Source organism: Cytobacillus firmus, from assembly GCF_023715565.1.
GTDB lineage: Bacteria > Bacillota > Bacilli > Bacillales > Cytobacillaceae > Cytobacillus > Cytobacillus firmus_C.
The window spans coordinates 16,896-33,007 of the sequence record NZ_JAMBOJ010000031.1 but is presented as its reverse complement, the minus strand read 5'-3'; the positions used below and the strand labels follow the sequence as shown (position 1 = coordinate 33,007).

16 protein-coding genes are annotated in these 16,112 nt (G+C 42.8%); all 16 read left to right on the top strand.

Annotation, left to right across the window (positions count from 1 at the left end; genetic code table 11):
• Positions 1-4 precede the first annotated feature (4 nt).
• Positions 5-313: an EthD family reductase gene (locus M3205_RS13850; protein WP_251170443.1), complete on the top strand. Its 309-nt coding sequence runs from the start codon at positions 5-7 to the stop codon at positions 311-313.
• Complete coding sequence (locus M3205_RS13845; protein ID WP_251170442.1) at positions 306-1,085, top strand: enoyl-CoA hydratase-related protein; 780 nt, start codon at positions 306-308, stop codon at positions 1,083-1,085. Before M3205_RS13850 ends, M3205_RS13845 begins: the two co-directional genes overlap by 8 nt.
• Before the next feature lie 18 nt (positions 1,086-1,103).
• Positions 1,104-1,877, top strand: coding sequence for an enoyl-CoA hydratase-related protein (locus tag M3205_RS13840; protein WP_251170441.1), 774 nt, complete (start codon positions 1,104-1,106; stop codon positions 1,875-1,877).
• Positions 1,878-2,202: 325 nt separating this feature from the next.
• Positions 2,203-3,069 (top strand): 3-hydroxyacyl-CoA dehydrogenase, encoded by an 867-nt coding sequence (locus M3205_RS13835; protein ID WP_285886338.1) that lies wholly within the window; start codon positions 2,203-2,205, stop codon positions 3,067-3,069.
• Positions 3,066-4,262 (top strand): thiolase family protein, encoded by a 1,197-nt coding sequence (locus M3205_RS13830; protein WP_251170440.1) that lies wholly within the window; start codon positions 3,066-3,068, stop codon positions 4,260-4,262. Before M3205_RS13835 ends, M3205_RS13830 begins: the two co-directional genes overlap by 4 nt.
• Before the next feature lie 176 nt (positions 4,263-4,438).
• Complete coding sequence (gene paaX, locus M3205_RS13825) at positions 4,439-5,314, top strand: phenylacetic acid degradation operon negative regulatory protein PaaX (protein WP_095242624.1); 876 nt, start codon at positions 4,439-4,441, stop codon at positions 5,312-5,314.
• A 110-nt stretch (positions 5,315-5,424) separates the two neighbouring features.
• Positions 5,425-6,375: an NAD(P)H-dependent flavin oxidoreductase gene (locus M3205_RS13820; RefSeq protein ID WP_251170439.1), complete on the top strand. Its 951-nt coding sequence runs from the start codon at positions 5,425-5,427 to the stop codon at positions 6,373-6,375.
• A gap of 246 nt (positions 6,376-6,621) precedes the next feature.
• Complete coding sequence (locus M3205_RS13815) at positions 6,622-7,632, top strand: ABC transporter substrate-binding protein (RefSeq protein ID WP_251170438.1); 1,011 nt, start codon at positions 6,622-6,624, stop codon at positions 7,630-7,632.
• Positions 7,633-7,707: 75 nt separating this feature from the next.
• The gene (locus tag M3205_RS13810) at positions 7,708-8,739 is read left to right on the top strand and encodes an ABC transporter permease (protein WP_251170437.1); all 1,032 of its coding nucleotides are present in this window, start codon (positions 7,708-7,710) and stop codon (positions 8,737-8,739) included.
• Positions 8,714-9,508, top strand: coding sequence for an ABC transporter ATP-binding protein (locus M3205_RS13805; protein WP_251170436.1), 795 nt, complete (start codon positions 8,714-8,716; stop codon positions 9,506-9,508). Before M3205_RS13810 ends, M3205_RS13805 begins: the two co-directional genes overlap by 26 nt.
• A gap of 164 nt (positions 9,509-9,672) precedes the next feature.
• Positions 9,673-10,101 carry a thioesterase family protein gene (locus M3205_RS13800; protein ID WP_251170435.1) on the top strand — a complete coding sequence of 143 codons (429 nt, stop codon included), beginning with the start codon at positions 9,673-9,675 and terminating at the stop codon, positions 10,099-10,101.
• A 44-nt stretch (positions 10,102-10,145) separates the two neighbouring features.
• A complete protein-coding gene (locus M3205_RS13795) occupies positions 10,146-11,255 on the top strand; it encodes a Leu/Phe/Val dehydrogenase (protein ID WP_251170434.1) in 1,110 nt (369 codons plus the stop codon).
• Positions 11,256-11,330: 75 nt separating this feature from the next.
• The gene (gene pdhA, locus M3205_RS13790; RefSeq protein ID WP_251170433.1) at positions 11,331-12,401 is read left to right on the top strand and encodes a pyruvate dehydrogenase (acetyl-transferring) E1 component subunit alpha; all 1,071 of its coding nucleotides are present in this window, start codon (positions 11,331-11,333) and stop codon (positions 12,399-12,401) included.
• Positions 12,398-13,393, top strand: a complete 996-nt coding sequence (locus M3205_RS13785; RefSeq protein ID WP_251170432.1) for an alpha-ketoacid dehydrogenase subunit beta — start codon at positions 12,398-12,400, stop codon at positions 13,391-13,393. The genes pdhA and M3205_RS13785 overlap by 4 nt, the downstream gene beginning before the upstream one ends.
• An 11-nt stretch (positions 13,394-13,404) precedes the next feature.
• Positions 13,405-14,628, top strand: coding sequence for a dihydrolipoamide acetyltransferase family protein (locus tag M3205_RS13780; protein ID WP_251170431.1), 1,224 nt, complete (start codon positions 13,405-13,407; stop codon positions 14,626-14,628).
• Positions 14,629-16,071, top strand: coding sequence for a dihydrolipoyl dehydrogenase family protein (locus M3205_RS13775; RefSeq protein WP_251170430.1), 1,443 nt, complete (start codon positions 14,629-14,631; stop codon positions 16,069-16,071).
• Positions 16,072-16,112: the final 41 nt, after the last annotated feature.

Below are 16,112 nucleotides of genomic sequence, written 5' to 3'. Positions count from 1 at the left end.
ACAAATGGTAAAATTAATCGCTCTTTATAAGCATCCAGAAAATAAGGAGGCATTTGATAATCATTATTTTAATACGCACGCGCCTCTTACGGCCAAAATTCCGGGTCTCCGCAAAATGGAAGTTACAAGGATTGTCGGCAGCCCTATGGGAGGCGAAGGGAAGTACTATTTGATGTGCGAAATGTACTATGACAGCCATGAAGCACTGCAGGAAGCTATGAGAACTGACGAAGGCAAGGCATCAGGCAAAGACGCCATGAAATTTGCAGGTGATATTATCACACTTATGATCGGTGAGGAAGCAGATGAGTAAAAGCTATGAAACTATTGATGTTTCACAGCAGGGAAAACTTGGTTTAATCGCTTTGAACCGGCCCAAGGTTCTAAATGCAATAAACCGCACGATGGTTTCAGAGATTCTTGCTGCAATGGAGGGCTTTGAGGCAGACTCAAGCGTCAAGGCCATCGTATTAAGCGGCAATGGAAGGGCCTTTGCAGCCGGGGCAGATATTGATGAAATGGCAAATGATCATGCCATCGATTTTGAGCTTCGCAATCAATTTAAAGATTGGGATCGCCTTGCCATGATTAAGAAACCGATAATTGGCGCGGTACAGGGATTTGCCCTCGGTGGAGGCTTTGAGCTTGCGTTATGCTGTGACTTGCTTTTTGCGGCGGATAACGCTGAATTTGGATTTCCGGAAGTGAACCTGGGCGTTATGCCTGGTGCTGGCGGCACGCAAAGGCTAACTAAGCTCGTCGGAAAGACGAAAGCAATGGAATGGCTTTTTACCGGTAAAAGAATCTCGGCGAGAGAAGCCCTTCACCATGGCATCGTCAACCAGCTTATAGCAGAGGAGCTTCTGTTTGAGGAAACGATAAAAGTGGCTGAACAAATTTCAAGCCAGGCGCCAATCGCTATTCGTCTCATTAAAGAAGCGGTCCTAAAGGCAGTAGACACTTCTTTAAATGAGGGAATGGAATTCGAAAGAAAGAATTTTTACTTATTATTCTCTACAGAAGATCAAAAAGAAGGAATGAGTGCCTTTATTGAAAAACGCAAGCCTCAATTTAAAGGAAAGTAGAGGAGGTATACATAGCGAATGTTTGAAACCGTAAAATACGAGGTCACAAACGGTATAGCATGGATATCGTTAAACCGGCCGGATAAGCTGAATGCATTTACTGAACAGTTAAATAAAGAGGTTCAGCAGTCAGTAAAACAGGCTGGCAGGGATAAAGAAGTCAGATGTCTTGTCATTACAGGTGAAGGCCGGGCATTCTGCTCCGGCCAGGATCTTCAGGGTGTAAATGAGGACATGGATCATGGAGAGGTTCTCCGGAGGTTCTATAATCCGTTGGTGATGGAGATTCATAGATGTGAGAAACCTGTTATTGCAGCTGTAAATGGGGTGGCAGCAGGTGCTGGAATGAGTCTGGCACTAGCCTGTGATTTTAGGCTCCTATCTGAAAAAGCCAGTTTCTTAGAAGCCTTTATACATGTCGGGCTGGTGCCTGACGCCGGAAATCTATACTTTCTGCCTAAGCTGATCGGTCATGCCAAAGCCATGGAGCTTGCAGTTCTCGGTGAAAAAATTAATGCAGAGGAAGCCAAAGAGCTGGGCCTTGCTACAAAGGTAATTCCAATGGAGCAATGGCAGATTGAAATAACTGCTTTTGCAGAAAGGCTTGCAAGTATGCCAACAACCGCGATAGCCATAATCAAGAAAAATCTGAAAGCGAGCTGGGAATCCACTCTGGAAGATAGTCTGGAGCGGGATGCGCAAGGACAGCGGATTGCGGGCTTAACTCTTGATCATAAAGAGGGTGTTGCGGCATTTATGGAAAAGCGGAAGCCTGTGTTTCAAGGGAAATAGCTATTGTAAAAGGCTGTATTCGTAAAGTTTGTTGCTATTTATATTATATTTACTGAGTTGATTGTAGTGGAAGCTGCGAGATCCTCGAAAATGCATTCGCATACTCTTACTGCAATCAACGGACAACATTGATAAGCGAAAAACAACAAATTATACGAAAAGAGCCTTGTAAAATAAGAAAGTTGAACTTCAATTAGTGGGGTTTTACTGCCAGTTAGACTGCGATAAAACTAGAATTAATTTTTAGAATATTTGCCCGTTATATGGTTTGCGAGCATCTCGTACGGGTGCTCGTCTTTTTTTAAACTGAAAGGGGGATAATACCTTGAAAAATATTGTCGTAATCGGTTCAGGTGTGATGGGGCGCGGGATTGCGTATGTCAGTGCAGTCGGTGGCTTCCATACAACCCTTGTAGATATCAGCCAGGAGCAATTAATCCGGGCGGAAAAAGAGATTGACAGCATCTTTGAAAAAGGGCTCGCGGGGAATAAAATTACAGCTGCTGATATGGAAGAAAGCAAGAACCGTCTTGAATATTCTGTAGGTCTTGCACAGCATGTAAGTGAAGCAGATCTTGTTATTGAAGCAGTCCCTGAAGTGATGGATATAAAGAAAAATATTTTTGAAGTGATCGATCAGCACGCCTCAGAGCATTGCTGTTTTGCAACGAACACCTCTACCATGAGTCCAACTGAGATTGGATCCTTTACCAATCGTCCGGACAAAGTAATTGCCATGCATTTCTTTAATCCCGTCCATAAAATGCCGCTTGTAGAAATTATTAAAGGGCTTGAAACGAGCGAAGAAACAGCACAGTTAATAAAACATGCTGCCGAGCAGATGGGAAAAGAATCAGTCGTCATAAAAGAGTTTCCTGGCTTCGTGACGAGCAGGATCAGCGCGCTCGTGGGGAATGAAGCATTTTATATGCTGCAGGAAGGTCTAGGCACTCCTGAAGATATTGATAAAGCCATTAAGCTTGGGTTGAATTATCCAATGGGCCCGTTTGAACTGGGCGACCTTGTCGGCCTCGATACGCGCCTGAATAATTTAAAATACCTTCACAGTAAGCTGGGTGAAAAATATCGGCCAGCACCCCTCCTTGAACAATATGTAAAAGCTGGCAGGCTTGGACGCAAAACGGGCAGAGGCGTTTATGATTACACTGCAAGAGAGGGTGTCAGGCAATGAGAAAAGCAGTAATTGTGGATGCAGTCCGGACACCGATAGGAAGATATAAAGGTGTGTTAAAGGATATACGTCCTGATGATTTGGGAGCCATCGTTATTAAGGCCCTGCTGGATAGAAATCCCGTGGTGAACCCTGCAGAAATTGAAGAGGTCATATTGGGAAATGCAAATCAGGCAGGAGAAGATAACCGCAATGTCGCCAGGATGGCAGCTTTGCTCGCCGGTTTGCCTGTCGAAGTGGCTGCTACAACGGTTAACCGGCTTTGCGGTTCTGGTTTAGATGCTGTAAATTATGCTGCACGCGCTATTTTAGCGGGAGAAGGAGATGTTTTTATTGCAGGCGGCACGGAAAGCATGACCCGTGCACCATTTGTCATGGCAAAGCCGAGCAGCGAGTATCCGAGAGGGAATATGGAAATGTTCGACACAACTATAGGTTGGCGATTTACAAACAGCAGGCTTGAGACTATATATGGTGCTGAAAGCATGCCAAAGACCGCAGAAAATGTTGCAGAGAAATATGGTATTTCCCGTGAAGAACAGGACCGGTTTGCTTTTGAAAGCCAGAAGAAGGCAAAATCAGCAATTGAAAAAGGCTTATTTGACGATGAAATCATCCCTGTTACATACATGGATAAAAAAGGGAAGGAAATCACGATTTCACATGATGAGCATCCTCGTCCGGAAACATCTTATGAAAAGCTCTCACGTTTAAAACCCATTTTTCAGGGCGGTACTGTTACTGCAGGCAATGCTTCAGGGGTTAACGATGGTGCCTCTGTGTTGCTGCTGATGTCAGAGGAAAAAGCCCGTGAACTGGGATTAAAGCCCCTTGGAACTTATATTGTTTCCGCGGCAGCAGGGCTTGAACCGTCGATTATGGGAGCAGGTCCTGTTTTTTCCACTCAGAAAGCCTTAAAGAGGGCAGGACTTGCCATGAGTGATATAGATTTAACTGAATTAAATGAAGCATTTGCTTCACAATCTATCGCCTGTATCAAAGAACTGGGTGCAGATCCGGAACTGATAAACGTGAATGGAGGAGCGATTGCATTTGGCCATCCGCTTGGGGCGAGCGGCGCACGTATTCTGACAACATTATTGCATGAGATGAAGCGCAGGAATTCAAAATATGGCCTGGCAACGATGTGTGTAGGCGTCGGGCAGGGAATTTCAACTATTGTTGAGCGCTGACAATAGAGGCACTAATTCTCTATGGTCATTGTGTTCTTAATGATTTTAGTGCTGGTCTACGAAGGCAATTTATTTAGTATGCTGAAAAAGTTTTCAAACCTGCCTAACTTTAGTACAATACTTTATAACGAAATTCTTCCGTTCAACCGGCATGATGAAATGAGGATGAAGGCAAGTTGAATACAAGATCAATGATTTTCACACTTTATGGTGATTATATTTCACACTATGGAAGCAAAATTTGGATTGGCAGTCTTATAAAGCTATTAAGTGAATTCGGGCACAATGACCAGTCTGTCAGAGCTGCTATTTCACGCATGAATAAACAGGGCTGGGTGAGTGCAGACAAGATCGGCAATAAAAGCTACTATTCCTTAACGCCAAGAGGCCAGAAAAGGATTGAGGAAGCGGCTAAACGTATTTTTAAATTAAAGCCTGAGGAGTGGGATGGCGAGTGGCGCATCCTTATGTATACGATCCCGGAGGAAATACGCAATGTGAGAGATGAATTGCGCAAGGAGCTTGTATGGAGCGGTTTTGGATCCATGTCCAGCAGCTGCTGGATCTCGGCTAATAATCTTGAGAAACAAGTATTTGATTTAATTGAGAAATATGATATTGCCGACTATGTCGATTTCTTTATTGCCCGATATGCAGGTCCGCATAAAAATATCGAAATTGTAGAAAAAAGCTGGAACCTGACAGAAATCAATGAAAAATACCAGGAATTTATTTCCCAATACAGCCAGAAATATATAATTGATAAAAATAAGATCCTGAAGGGAAATATGACTGATGCAGAATGTTTCGTAGAAAGAACGAAGCTTGTGCATGAATACCGGAAATTTCTATTTTATGATCCTGGACTCCCTGAAGAGCTTCTTCCTGATAAGTGGCTGGGCAGTCATGCTGCTGCCTTATTCAGTGAATATTATAAAGAATTAGCAGAACCTGCATCCAGATTCTTTGAAAGTGTTTTTAAAGAAGGAAATGAACTGAAAAACAGAGCGGCTGATTATGACGCATTAAATCACCCTTACATGGTTGAGTGAAAAAAGAGCCATTTTTCTGCATAGGAAGCAGGATGGCTCTTTTTTGTATTTCACTAATTGTCAAATTGATGAAATTAATATAACATTATTTTAACGAAGGGGGAATTCAGTTGAATATATTAATAGACATTTTAAATATTAAATATCCAATCATCCAGGGCGGCATGGGGAATATCAGCAACGCCATTTTGACAGCCGCCGTCTCTGAAGCCGGCGGTCTTGGCACTATCGGAGCAGGAACAATGCCTCCGGAGGAAGTTGAGAAGATAATAGTAGAAACTAAGAGTTTAACAGATAGGCCCTTTGCCGTTAACATTGCCTTAAGTGTTTCCCCGTATGTTAAGGAAATCTTATCCCTTATCATTAAACATAAGATTCCTGCAGTATCCCTTTCGGCTGGAAATCCTGCCCCTTTTATACCTAAGCTGCACGAAAATGGGGTGAAGGTCATTACAGTGGCTGCTTCTGTAAGACAGGCGCTAAAAGCAGAGGCAGCAGGAGCTGATATCATTGCGGCAGAAGGGTATGAGGCAGCTGGAATCAATAGTGCTCTTGAAACCACTACACTCGTATTGATCCCTCAAATAATAGACCAAGTCTCAGTTCCTGTCGTGGCAGCCGGAGGAATCGGTGATGGCAAAGGGCTTGCCGCTATGCTTGCCCTTGGGGCGAGCGGTGTACAAATGGGCACGAGATTCATAGCAACCAAAGAGGCGCCATTTCATCCGGAATATAAAAAGAAAATCATTGAAGCATCTGATCATGAAACCCTTATTGTGGGGCGTTCAGTTGGCAGGATACGAAGAGTGATTGCCACCGGTTATGCCAATAAATTGCTGGATTACGAAAAACAAGGAATCTCTCTTGATGAGTTTAATCTATTAACTTCTGAAGATTTTCATAAAGTTGGAGCAATAAATGGAAACGGCAATGAAGGTTTTATGAACAGCGGGCAAATAGCCGGCCTGATTTGTGATCTCCCGAGCGTAAAGGAGCTTCTGGAAAAAATGATAGAGGATGCGGATCTTCAGCTTCATAAGGCAAAGAAGCTATTAAATTAGCAAGCAGGGCTGCTCACCTGCTTGCTTTTTTTTTAAAACAATTTATTAAAATATATCAAATTTTTAGAATATTATTGACACTCTTGGGCGCGGGGTGATAATATAACGTTGTATTTACGATATCTAAAGTAAATATCATATAAATGGTGATAACCATTTATCTTTTTCGTTATGTAAGCGTATACAAAAAGGGTGTAAGCTATCAGCATGCTGATAGTTAAATAAAGTAGTATAGGGGGTCAAATAATGAAAAAATCGTTGAAAACTTTTTCTTTATTAATGGCTGCAGGTATGCTTGTTTTGAGCGGCTGCGGACAGGAGAAATCCGGTGGTTCTTCTTCAGAAGGTAATGAAAAGAAGCAGTACACTATTGGCATCACACAATTTGTCGAGCATCCTTCCCTGGATGCAGCTACAGAGGGATTTAAAAAAGCTTTGGAAGATGAAGGATTCAAAGAAGGCGATAATGTAAAATTTGATTTCCAAAATGCTCAGGCTGATATGAACAATACCCAGTCGATCGCTAATAACTTTGTAGGCGATAAAGTGGATATGATTTTTGCAAATGCCACTCCAAGTGCCGTTAGTGCTCTTAATGCGACTAAAGACATACCAATTCTCTTTACATCTGTTACAGACCCTGTTGGAGCCGGTCTTGTTAAATCATTCGATCAGCCTGGAGACAATATTACAGGCACAACTGATAACCATCCGGAAGGAACTTCTAAAACAATTGATTTTATGATTGATGAAGCGGGTGTTAAAAATATTGGCATCATCTATAATTCCGGAGAGCAAAATTCCGAAGTTCAGGTAAAACAGGTAAAAGAACTTGCAGAACCAAAAGGAGCTAAGATTGTTGAAGCATCTGTTTCAACTTCTGCTGAAGTTAAACAGGCTGCCGACTCCCTTGTTGGAAGAGTGGATGCCATCTATGTCCCAACGGATAATACGGTTGTATCGGCTCTTGAATCCGTTATCTCTGTCGCTGACAGTAAAAAGATTCCTTTATTCGTCGGTGAGCTTGATTCCATGGAACGCGGAGCTATAGCAGCCAGCGGTTTCAACTACTTTGATCTGGGTTACCAGACAGGCAAAATGGCAGCTGAAATCTTAAAAGGAAACAAGAAGCCTTCAGAAATTCCGGTTGAGCTTCCTGGAAGCCTAAAACTGGTCATCAACAAAAAAGCAGCTGAAACACAGGGGCTGGAAGTAAAAGAGGAATGGGCTGATTTCGCAGAGTTCTTTGAAGAGTAAAAATCCGCCGGCTGGAAACGCAAAAATCCGGCCGGCTGTTTTTAAGCTAAAACAAAATAAAGGGTGTGATTCTTAGTGTTTACAGCGATATTCGGTGCATTCGAGTCAGGAATTATCTACGCAATTATGGCACTTGGAGTATATCTTTCGTTCAGGGTCCTAGACTTCCCGGATTTAACGGTTGATGGAAGTTTTGTGACAGGAGCTGCTGTAGCTGCAACTATGATTGTCAGCGGGGCAAATCCTTTTTTTGCTACAGTCACTGCATTATTCGCAGGTTTTATTGCCGGCTGCATTACGGGTATTATTCATACTTTCGGAAAGATTAATGCTCTGTTATCAGGAATCCTGATGATGATTGCTCTATATTCGATAAACCTTCGTATTATGGGTAAATCAAATGTTCCCCTCCTGAACACAGAAACAGCCATTACACATGTAAGAGATTTCTGGGATAAAACAGGAATCGATTCTTTCTTCAATGCTATTTTATCCATGGTAGGGCTTGGTGACAGCCTTCCGAGAACATGGGGCATTATTCTCTTTATGTTAGTTGTCACATTGACGATAAAATTTTTGACAGATCGCTTTCTTAAGACTGAGATTGGTTTAGCCTTAAGGGCAACAGGTGACAACAAGAGGATGATCCGCAGTCTTTCCGCCAATACCAATATGATGGTGATTTTGGGGCTGGGCCTTTCCAATGCAATGGTCGCTTTCTCAGGAGCACTGATTGCCCAGCAGGGAGGATTCGCCGATGTTGGTATGGGTATCGGAATGATTATTATCGGACTGGCTTCAGTTATCATTGGTGAAGCCTTGTTCGGAACAAAAACAATTGCCAGAACAACTTTAGCGGTTATTGGCGGCGCAATAATTTATCGTATCGTTGTTACTATGGCGCTAAGGGTAGAGTTTCTGGAGCCGGGTGATATGAAGCTTATTACAGCAACAATAGTCATCCTTGCGTTAATAATGCCGAAGATTATTGACCGCACGAAGGAGAAGAAACGGAAAGCTAAAAGACTGGCAGGAAGCATGAACATAAGTGAATTGCCATCAGGCAGAAAGGGTGAGGCTGGTGCTGCAATTAAATCAGATTCATAAAGTCTTCAATGAAGGAACACCTGATGAAAAAATCGCACTTGATACAATCAATCTTACATTAAATGAAGGAGACTTTGTTACAGTCATAGGAAGTAATGGGGCAGGAAAGTCCACTTTAATGAATATCATCTCGGGCGTTATGATTCCCGATGTGGGGTCTGTTTTCATTGATAGCCACAACGTAACGGGCATGTCGGAATATAACCGGTCAAAGCTGATAGGCCGGGTTTTTCAGGATCCGATGGCTGGCACTGCCCCGTCCATGACAATCGAAGAAAATCTCGCCATGGCGTATTCACGGAATAAAACAAGAACTTTACGAACGGGAGTGACAAAAAAGCGCAGAGACTATTTCCGTGAAGTTCTTGAAAGTCTTCATCTTGGCCTTGAAAACCGTTTAAATGCAAAGGTCGGTCTCCTATCAGGAGGAGAACGGCAGGCACTTTCATTATTAATGGCAACCTTTACAGAGCCTTCCATTCTTTTACTGGATGAACATACAGCAGCTCTCGATCCGGCACGTGCAGAGCTTATTACAAACCTCACAAAAGAAATTGTTCAAAAGTACAATTTAACTACTTTAATGGTCACTCATAATATGCAGCAGGCATTGGATTTAGGAAACAGGCTGATTATGATGGATAAAGGCCAGATTATACTTGAAGTAGATGATGGGCAGAAACAGCATCTGACAATTGAACAGCTATTGAATGAATTTCAACGTATCCGCGGAACAAAAATGGCAAGTGATCGTGCATTGCTTTCTTAAGATAATAAAAGGATTAGCCAATTTGCCGGTTAATCCTTTTTACATGGAATAGAATCAAAAGAATTTTTAAAGTTTTTACAATTTATTGACTATTTATTTAACGTAATGGTATCATATCGTTAAATAAACGTCATACATATTATTGTTAAAAAGGGAGGAGTGTTATGAAACCTGGGCTGCAGATTGGGAATCAGGCAGTTATCCGTGCAGTGGTAACCCCTGAAATGTTCGCACAATTTGAAGGAAAGGTCATTCATCCTGTCTATTCCACCGTAACCATGATCTACCACATGGAGTGGGCATCCCGCCTCCTGATCACCCCCTATTTGGATGAGGAAGAAGAAGGGATGGGTGGAGCTGTTTCCGCCAGGCATTTATCTCCATCACCTGAAGGATCCCCCCTTGTTATTACAGCTACAGTATCCAAGCTAGCAGGAAATGCTGTCTACTCAACTGTTACAGTCCACAATGGAGAAAAACTTGCTGGCGAAGGTGAAGTCAAACAGGTGATTCTGAAGAAAAGCAGGATTGCAGACCTGTTAAAGAAAGATTATAAGAATAGCAGTATCAGAGCCACAGAAAAGGGATTTTAATTAATCATATTGTAAGCGCTATCATATACAAAGGGGAGAATGAAATGACAGATATGTTTCAAAAAATTAAAGACCATGAACAGGTGGTATTCTGCAACGATGAATCTACCGGACTAAAGGCAATCATTGCTATCCACAGCACAAGGCTGGGACCGGCTTTGGGAGGCTGCCGCATGTTTCCGTATCAAAGCGTTGATGATGCCCTTGAGGATGTCCTCCGATTATCAAAAGGCATGACCTATAAATGTGCTGCTAGTGATTGTGACTTCGGAGGCGGGAAGGCTGTCATTATGGGGGATCCATTAAAAGATAAAACGCCTGAGCTGTTCCGGGCTTTTGGACAATTTGTTGAATCACTGAATGGACGCTTCTATACAGGGACAGACATGGGTACTACTACAGAGGATTTCGTTCATGCTCTCAAGGAAACGAATTGCATTGTGGGGGTTGATGAGGTTTATGGGGGTAGCGGCGATTCTTCCGTACCTACAGCCCAGGGAGTTATTTACGGCCTGCAGGCAACAAATAAAGCACTAAACGGAACAGATGACCTTTCAGGCAAAAGTTATGCTATCCAGGGACTTGGCAAGGTTGGATATAAAGTCGCAGAAAGACTGCTGGAGGAAGGCGCAGATTTATTTGTGACAGATATCAGCCAGCAGGCAATCGACCAGCTTCTCAGCAAGGCGAAAGAAATCGGGGCAGGCGTGAAGGTATTATCCAGCGATGAGATATATGAGGCGAAGGCAGACTTTTTTGTTCCTTGTGCAATGGGCGGCATCATTAATGATGACACCATCGACTTGCTTAAAGTCAAAGCAATCGTTGGCTCTGCCAATAACCAGCTAATGGATATGCGCCATGGTCAAATCCTTAAAGATAAGGGGATTTTATATGCTCCCGATTATATTGTAAATGCAGGGGGATTAATCCAAGTCGCAGATGAATTATATACACCTAATAAAGAAAGGGTACTCCGCAAAACGAAAGCTATTTATAACTCTCTTCTGAACATCTACGAACATGCTGAAGCAAATGGAATTACAACAGTTGAAGCATCCAACCAATTCTGCGAGAGCCGCATTGAAGCACGTACACGCAGAAACAGCTTTTTCTCCCATATGAAACGCCCGAAGTGGGCAGTAAGAACTTAATTTTTTTTGCTTAGATAACAATATTTGTACCGTATTAAAGTTCTTAAAATAATTTACCAGCCAAAGGGTGAGAAGATGGAAAATCACTTTCCAATCAGGCGAATAATGGACGAAAATGGAACGATCGACAATTCTGAATATAAAGAAGAAATAACTGAAAAGCTTGCAAAAGAGTTTTATAGATATATGGTTAGAATCCGTACGTTTGACCGCAAAGCTATATCACTTCAGCGGCAGGGCAGGATAGGCACATATGCTCCTTATGAAGGACAGGAGGCTTCTCAGGTCGGAACGGCTATTGCACTAGGGGCGGACGATTGGATGTTTCCTACGTATCGTGACCACGGAGCAGCTATGACTTTTGGCCATTCACTGCGAAACATCCTGTTGTTTTGGAACGGAAGAAATGAAGGGTGTGTGCCGCCTGACGGAAAGAAGATTTTCCCTCCAGGCATTCCGATTGCGACACAGATCCCTCATGCAGCTGGGGCTGCATTCGCTGAAAGAAAAAAAGGCACTGCCAATGCAGCTATTGCTTATTTTGGTGATGGTGCCACCTCAGAGGGGGATTTCCATGAAGGCTTAAATTTCGCCAGCGTATTTAAAGCTCCGGTGGTCTTTTTTAATCAGAACAATCAATACGCTATTTCTGTTCCGTTTGAGAAGCAGATGAATACAAAAACGATTTCCCAGAAAGCCCTTGCATATGATATTCCGGGAGTCAGGATCGATGGAAATGATGTTTTCATAGTTTATTTTGAAACACTGAAAGCTTTAGAGCGGGCCCGTAAAGGTGAAGGGCCGACACTAATAGAATCCGTGACATGGAGATATGGTGCACACACTACAGCAGATGATCCATCCAAATACCGCGATCAATCGGAAAGCAATAGCAGAAGACAGGAGACTGACCCAATTTTAAGGCTGGAGCGCTGGATGAAAAATGAAGGAATATTTGATGGAGAATGGCAACAGGCAATAGAAGAGGAAGCAGCAGCTGAAGTAGATAAAGCTGTAGCAGAAATGGAAGATTTTCCTCCTGCAGATCCAGCGGTTATTTTTGATCACGTCTTTGCTGAGCCTACGTGGCAAATCAAGCAGCAAAAAGAAGAGTATCTGAAGCTGATTGGAGGCGGCCGATCATGAAAACGGCAGTTGGAGCTAAAACCATGACATTAGTGCAAGCTATTACGGATGCTTTAGATACCATGCTAAATGAAAAGGAAGAGGTTTTGCTGCTGGGCGAGGATATCGGCAGGAACGGCGGAGTATTCCGTGCTACCGAGGGTCTCCAGGTTAAGTACGGGGAAGGCCGTGTTATCGATACGCCTTTAAGTGAAGCCGGTTTTGTCGGAGCGGGGATTGGAATGGCTGTTAATGGATTTTTGCCGGTGATCGAAATTCAATTTCTCGGCTTTATCTATCCTGCATATGAACAAATCATGACTCATGCTTCAAGGCTTCGGATGCGGACAATGGGACATTTTACAGTACCGATGGTCATAAGGGCTCCATATGGAGCGGGGGTTAGGGCTCCTGAAATTCACTGTGATTCGACAGAAGCTATTTTCACTCACATGCCCGGCATCAAGGTCGTCTGCCCCTCCAGCCCTTATGATGCCAAAGGACTATTGATTGCTGCGATTGAAGACCCGGATCCGGTACTGTTTCTTGAGCCGATGCGCTGCTATCGTTCGGCCAGAGAGGAAGTGCCTGAAGGGAAGTATACGGTTGAAATAGGAAAAGGGAAAAAACTCATGGATGGGGACGATATAACGGTTATCACTTGGGGAGCCATGGTGCCGGAGGCTATGAAAGCAGCAAAGCAGATGAAAGAAAATAACGTACATTGTGATGTAATTGATTTAAGAACCCTATTTCCACTGGATAAGGACATAATTGCAGAATCTGTTCAAAAGACAGGAAGAACGGTTATTGTCCATGAAGCGCATGCCACCGGCGGAGTCGGAAATGATGTGCTTGCCATCATTAATGATACATCCTTTTTATATCAGAAAGCACCTGTTGAACGGGTTACTGGATTTGATGCACCGGTTCCATATTTTGGTTTTGAGGACCATTATCTGCCAACTCCGGCAAGGATTCAGCAGGCAATAGAAAAAGTAATGAAGTATTAGGAGGGGAAGCCGTGGAGGTGAAACTGCACGATATTGGTGAAGGAATGACGGAAGCAGATATTAATTGCTTTTTAGTTAAGCCGGGGGATGCAGTCAAAGCTGACGATCCGCTAGTAGAAGTACAGACAGATAAAATGACTGCTGAAATACCTGCCCCGAGAGCAGGTGTTATTAAAGAATTTACAGTGCAGCCCGGCGATACGGTTAAAGTGGGTTCGACCATTTTAATTTTAGAATCGGCTGGTGAGGAAGTGGCCGAAAAAGAGAATGCCGTTTCTATTGCTGGCTACACACCTTCGCCGCAGAAGCAAAAGCATTCTTTTGCTGCATTAAAAGGAAAACGGGTTCTTGCCTCTCCTTTCACAAGAAAAATAGCGCGCGATAATGACATTTATATTGAGAAAATCAGTGGAACTGGTCCTGCTGGCCGTATCTTGGATGAAGACATCTATCAGTACATAGCTTCACTTCAGACGAAGCCGGCCCATGTTGGACAGGAAAAAGCAGCTTTGAATGAAAATGAAAAAAGCTTTCCTGCTGAGAAACAAGTCATTCCGTTTAGGGGCAGAAGAAAACAGATTGCCAGGAAAATGGCACAATCTCTCTTTACCATTCCCCATTGCACCCATTTTGAAGAGATTGATGTGACCGAGCTGATTGCTTTCAGAAATGAGCTTAAGCTTTTAAACAAAAATATATCAGCTACAGCCTTTTTCTTGAAGGCTTTATCAATTTGTCTGAAAGAGTTTCCTGTATTCAATGCAGTGCTGCATGAAGAAAAGGAAGAAATCCATTTGGCAGGTGAACATCATATCGGTATTGCGGTGGATACGGATGAAGGGTTAATCGTTCCTGTCATTAAGCATGTAGAAAATTGTACAATCAGAGAAATTCATGCAGAAATGAAACAGCTTACGGAAAAAGCTATGGAAAATAAGCTTTCTGTTAAAGAAATATCTGGCGGGACATTCACAATCAGCAATGTGGGACCTCTAGGTGGAAGCTTTGGAGCGACTCCAATTATCCAGCATCCGCAAACCGCTTTAGTATCTTTCCATAAAACAAAAAAGATGCCAGTTGTAACCGATGATGACCAGATTGTCATTCGGTCAATGATGAATATATCAATGTCTTTTGATCATAGAGTTGCAGACGGGGCTACAGCTGTACGCTTTACAAACCGTTTTGCCGAATTGATTAAAAATCCGAAAATGCTTCTTTTGGAGATGGTATAAATGGTAGTTGGAGAACTGGCACATGAGCGTGATGTCATCATAATCGGCGGTGGACCCGGGGGCTATCATGCAGCAATCCGCGCTGCTCAGCTAGGGCGAAGTGTTACATTAGTTGAACAGGATCAGCTTGGCGGGATCTGTTTAAATAAAGGCTGCATACCTTCCAAGATCCTCACACAGTCTGCTGAAAAATTCATTTCATTTCAGGAAGGAGAAATCTGGGGGCTTGAAGGAGGAAATATATCATTAAATTTAAACAAGCTTCAGGAATACAAGCAGAAGAAAATTGATCAGCTTCGGGCAGGAATTGAAGCTCTCTGTCAAGCTAATAAAATTGAAGTTCTAAATGGTTCAGCCTTTTTTCTGTCAGAAGATAAGATTGGCATCGAAAATGGAGACCAATTTGATGTTTACCGATTCCAGAATGCCATAATTGCGACCGGCGGAAGATCTGAGAAACCTGTTTGGGCCAGTGAAATAAGTGAATTGGTATTTGATCAGCATTCCATTTCAAACTTGAGTGAGGTACCTAATAAACTATTAATCTATGGCAGTGATTATATTGCCCTCGAAATAGGTATGGCTTATCAGGCTTTGGGATCTAATGTGACTCTGATCTTTGAAGATGGCAAAGAGGATTTTGATTTTGATCAGTCCATTTGCCGGGAACTGAAGAGGATTTTAAAAAAGAAAAAAATAGATATTATAAGAAATTCCGAAGTGTTGGAATTGCAGCATAATGAAGAATTGTTAACTGTAGCTTTTGAGAGTAAAGGAAGAAGAGAAAGTATTTCATGCACACATTTGTTTATTTCTTCTTCCATAAGACCCAACACTGACCAGCTGGGGCTTTCCCGCATAGGGGTGGAGCAATGTGAAGCGGGGTTCATAAAGGTTGACTGTCAAAGCCGGACAACACAGAAACATATTTTCGCAGTCGGTGATGTAACAGAAGGTCCTGCCCTTGCTGTAAGAGCTATTAAACAAGGAAAAACAGCCGCTGAAGCAATTGCAGGAATTAAATCGGAGTCAGATTTCCACTTCATTCCGATTGCAGCGCATACACAGCCTCCTATTGCGAGTGCCGGGTTAACGGAACAGGAAGCCATTAACATGGGCTATGACATTGAAATTGGTGTATCCTCATTATCTGCCAACGGCTTTAGCACTTTGAGCGGGAAAAAAGATGGTTTTATAAAAGTGATCAGCTGCAGGGAAAAGCAAGTTCTGCTGGGTATCCACATGGTAGGTTACGGAGCAATAGAACTAATTTCAGCCGGAATTACTGCATTGGAAATGGGAGCAAGAGATGAAGATTTAATTTTCCCTAACTACCCGCATCCAAGTATAAATGAAGGGTTGCTTGAAGCTGCAGAAGCTTTAAAAAATTTGGCTGTTCACAAACCGCCACAAAGCAAAAAAACACAAAAAGTAAAAGTGTAACTTCCTTTAATGCAGGAGTGCATTATAGCTTTAACTTGAAC

Coding starts and splice junctions, on each gene's coding strand:
- M3205_RS13850 (WP_251170443.1), top strand. CDS start 5: ATGGTAAAATTAATCGCTCTTTATAAGCATCCAGAAAATAAGGAGGCA.
- M3205_RS13845 (WP_251170442.1), top strand. CDS start 306: ATGAGTAAAAGCTATGAAACTATTGATGTTTCACAGCAGGGAAAACTT.
- M3205_RS13840 (WP_251170441.1), top strand. CDS start 1,104: ATGTTTGAAACCGTAAAATACGAGGTCACAAACGGTATAGCATGGATA.
- M3205_RS13830 (WP_251170440.1), top strand. CDS start 3,066: ATGAGAAAAGCAGTAATTGTGGATGCAGTCCGGACACCGATAGGAAGA.
- M3205_RS13815 (WP_251170438.1), top strand. CDS start 6,622: ATGAAAAAATCGTTGAAAACTTTTTCTTTATTAATGGCTGCAGGTATG.
- M3205_RS13800 (WP_251170435.1), top strand. CDS start 9,673: ATGAAACCTGGGCTGCAGATTGGGAATCAGGCAGTTATCCGTGCAGTG.
- M3205_RS13795 (WP_251170434.1), top strand. CDS start 10,146: ATGACAGATATGTTTCAAAAAATTAAAGACCATGAACAGGTGGTATTC.
- pdhA (WP_251170433.1), top strand. CDS start 11,331: ATGGAAAATCACTTTCCAATCAGGCGAATAATGGACGAAAATGGAACG.
- M3205_RS13785 (WP_251170432.1), top strand. CDS start 12,398: ATGAAAACGGCAGTTGGAGCTAAAACCATGACATTAGTGCAAGCTATT.
- M3205_RS13775 (WP_251170430.1), top strand. CDS start 14,629: ATGGTAGTTGGAGAACTGGCACATGAGCGTGATGTCATCATAATCGGC.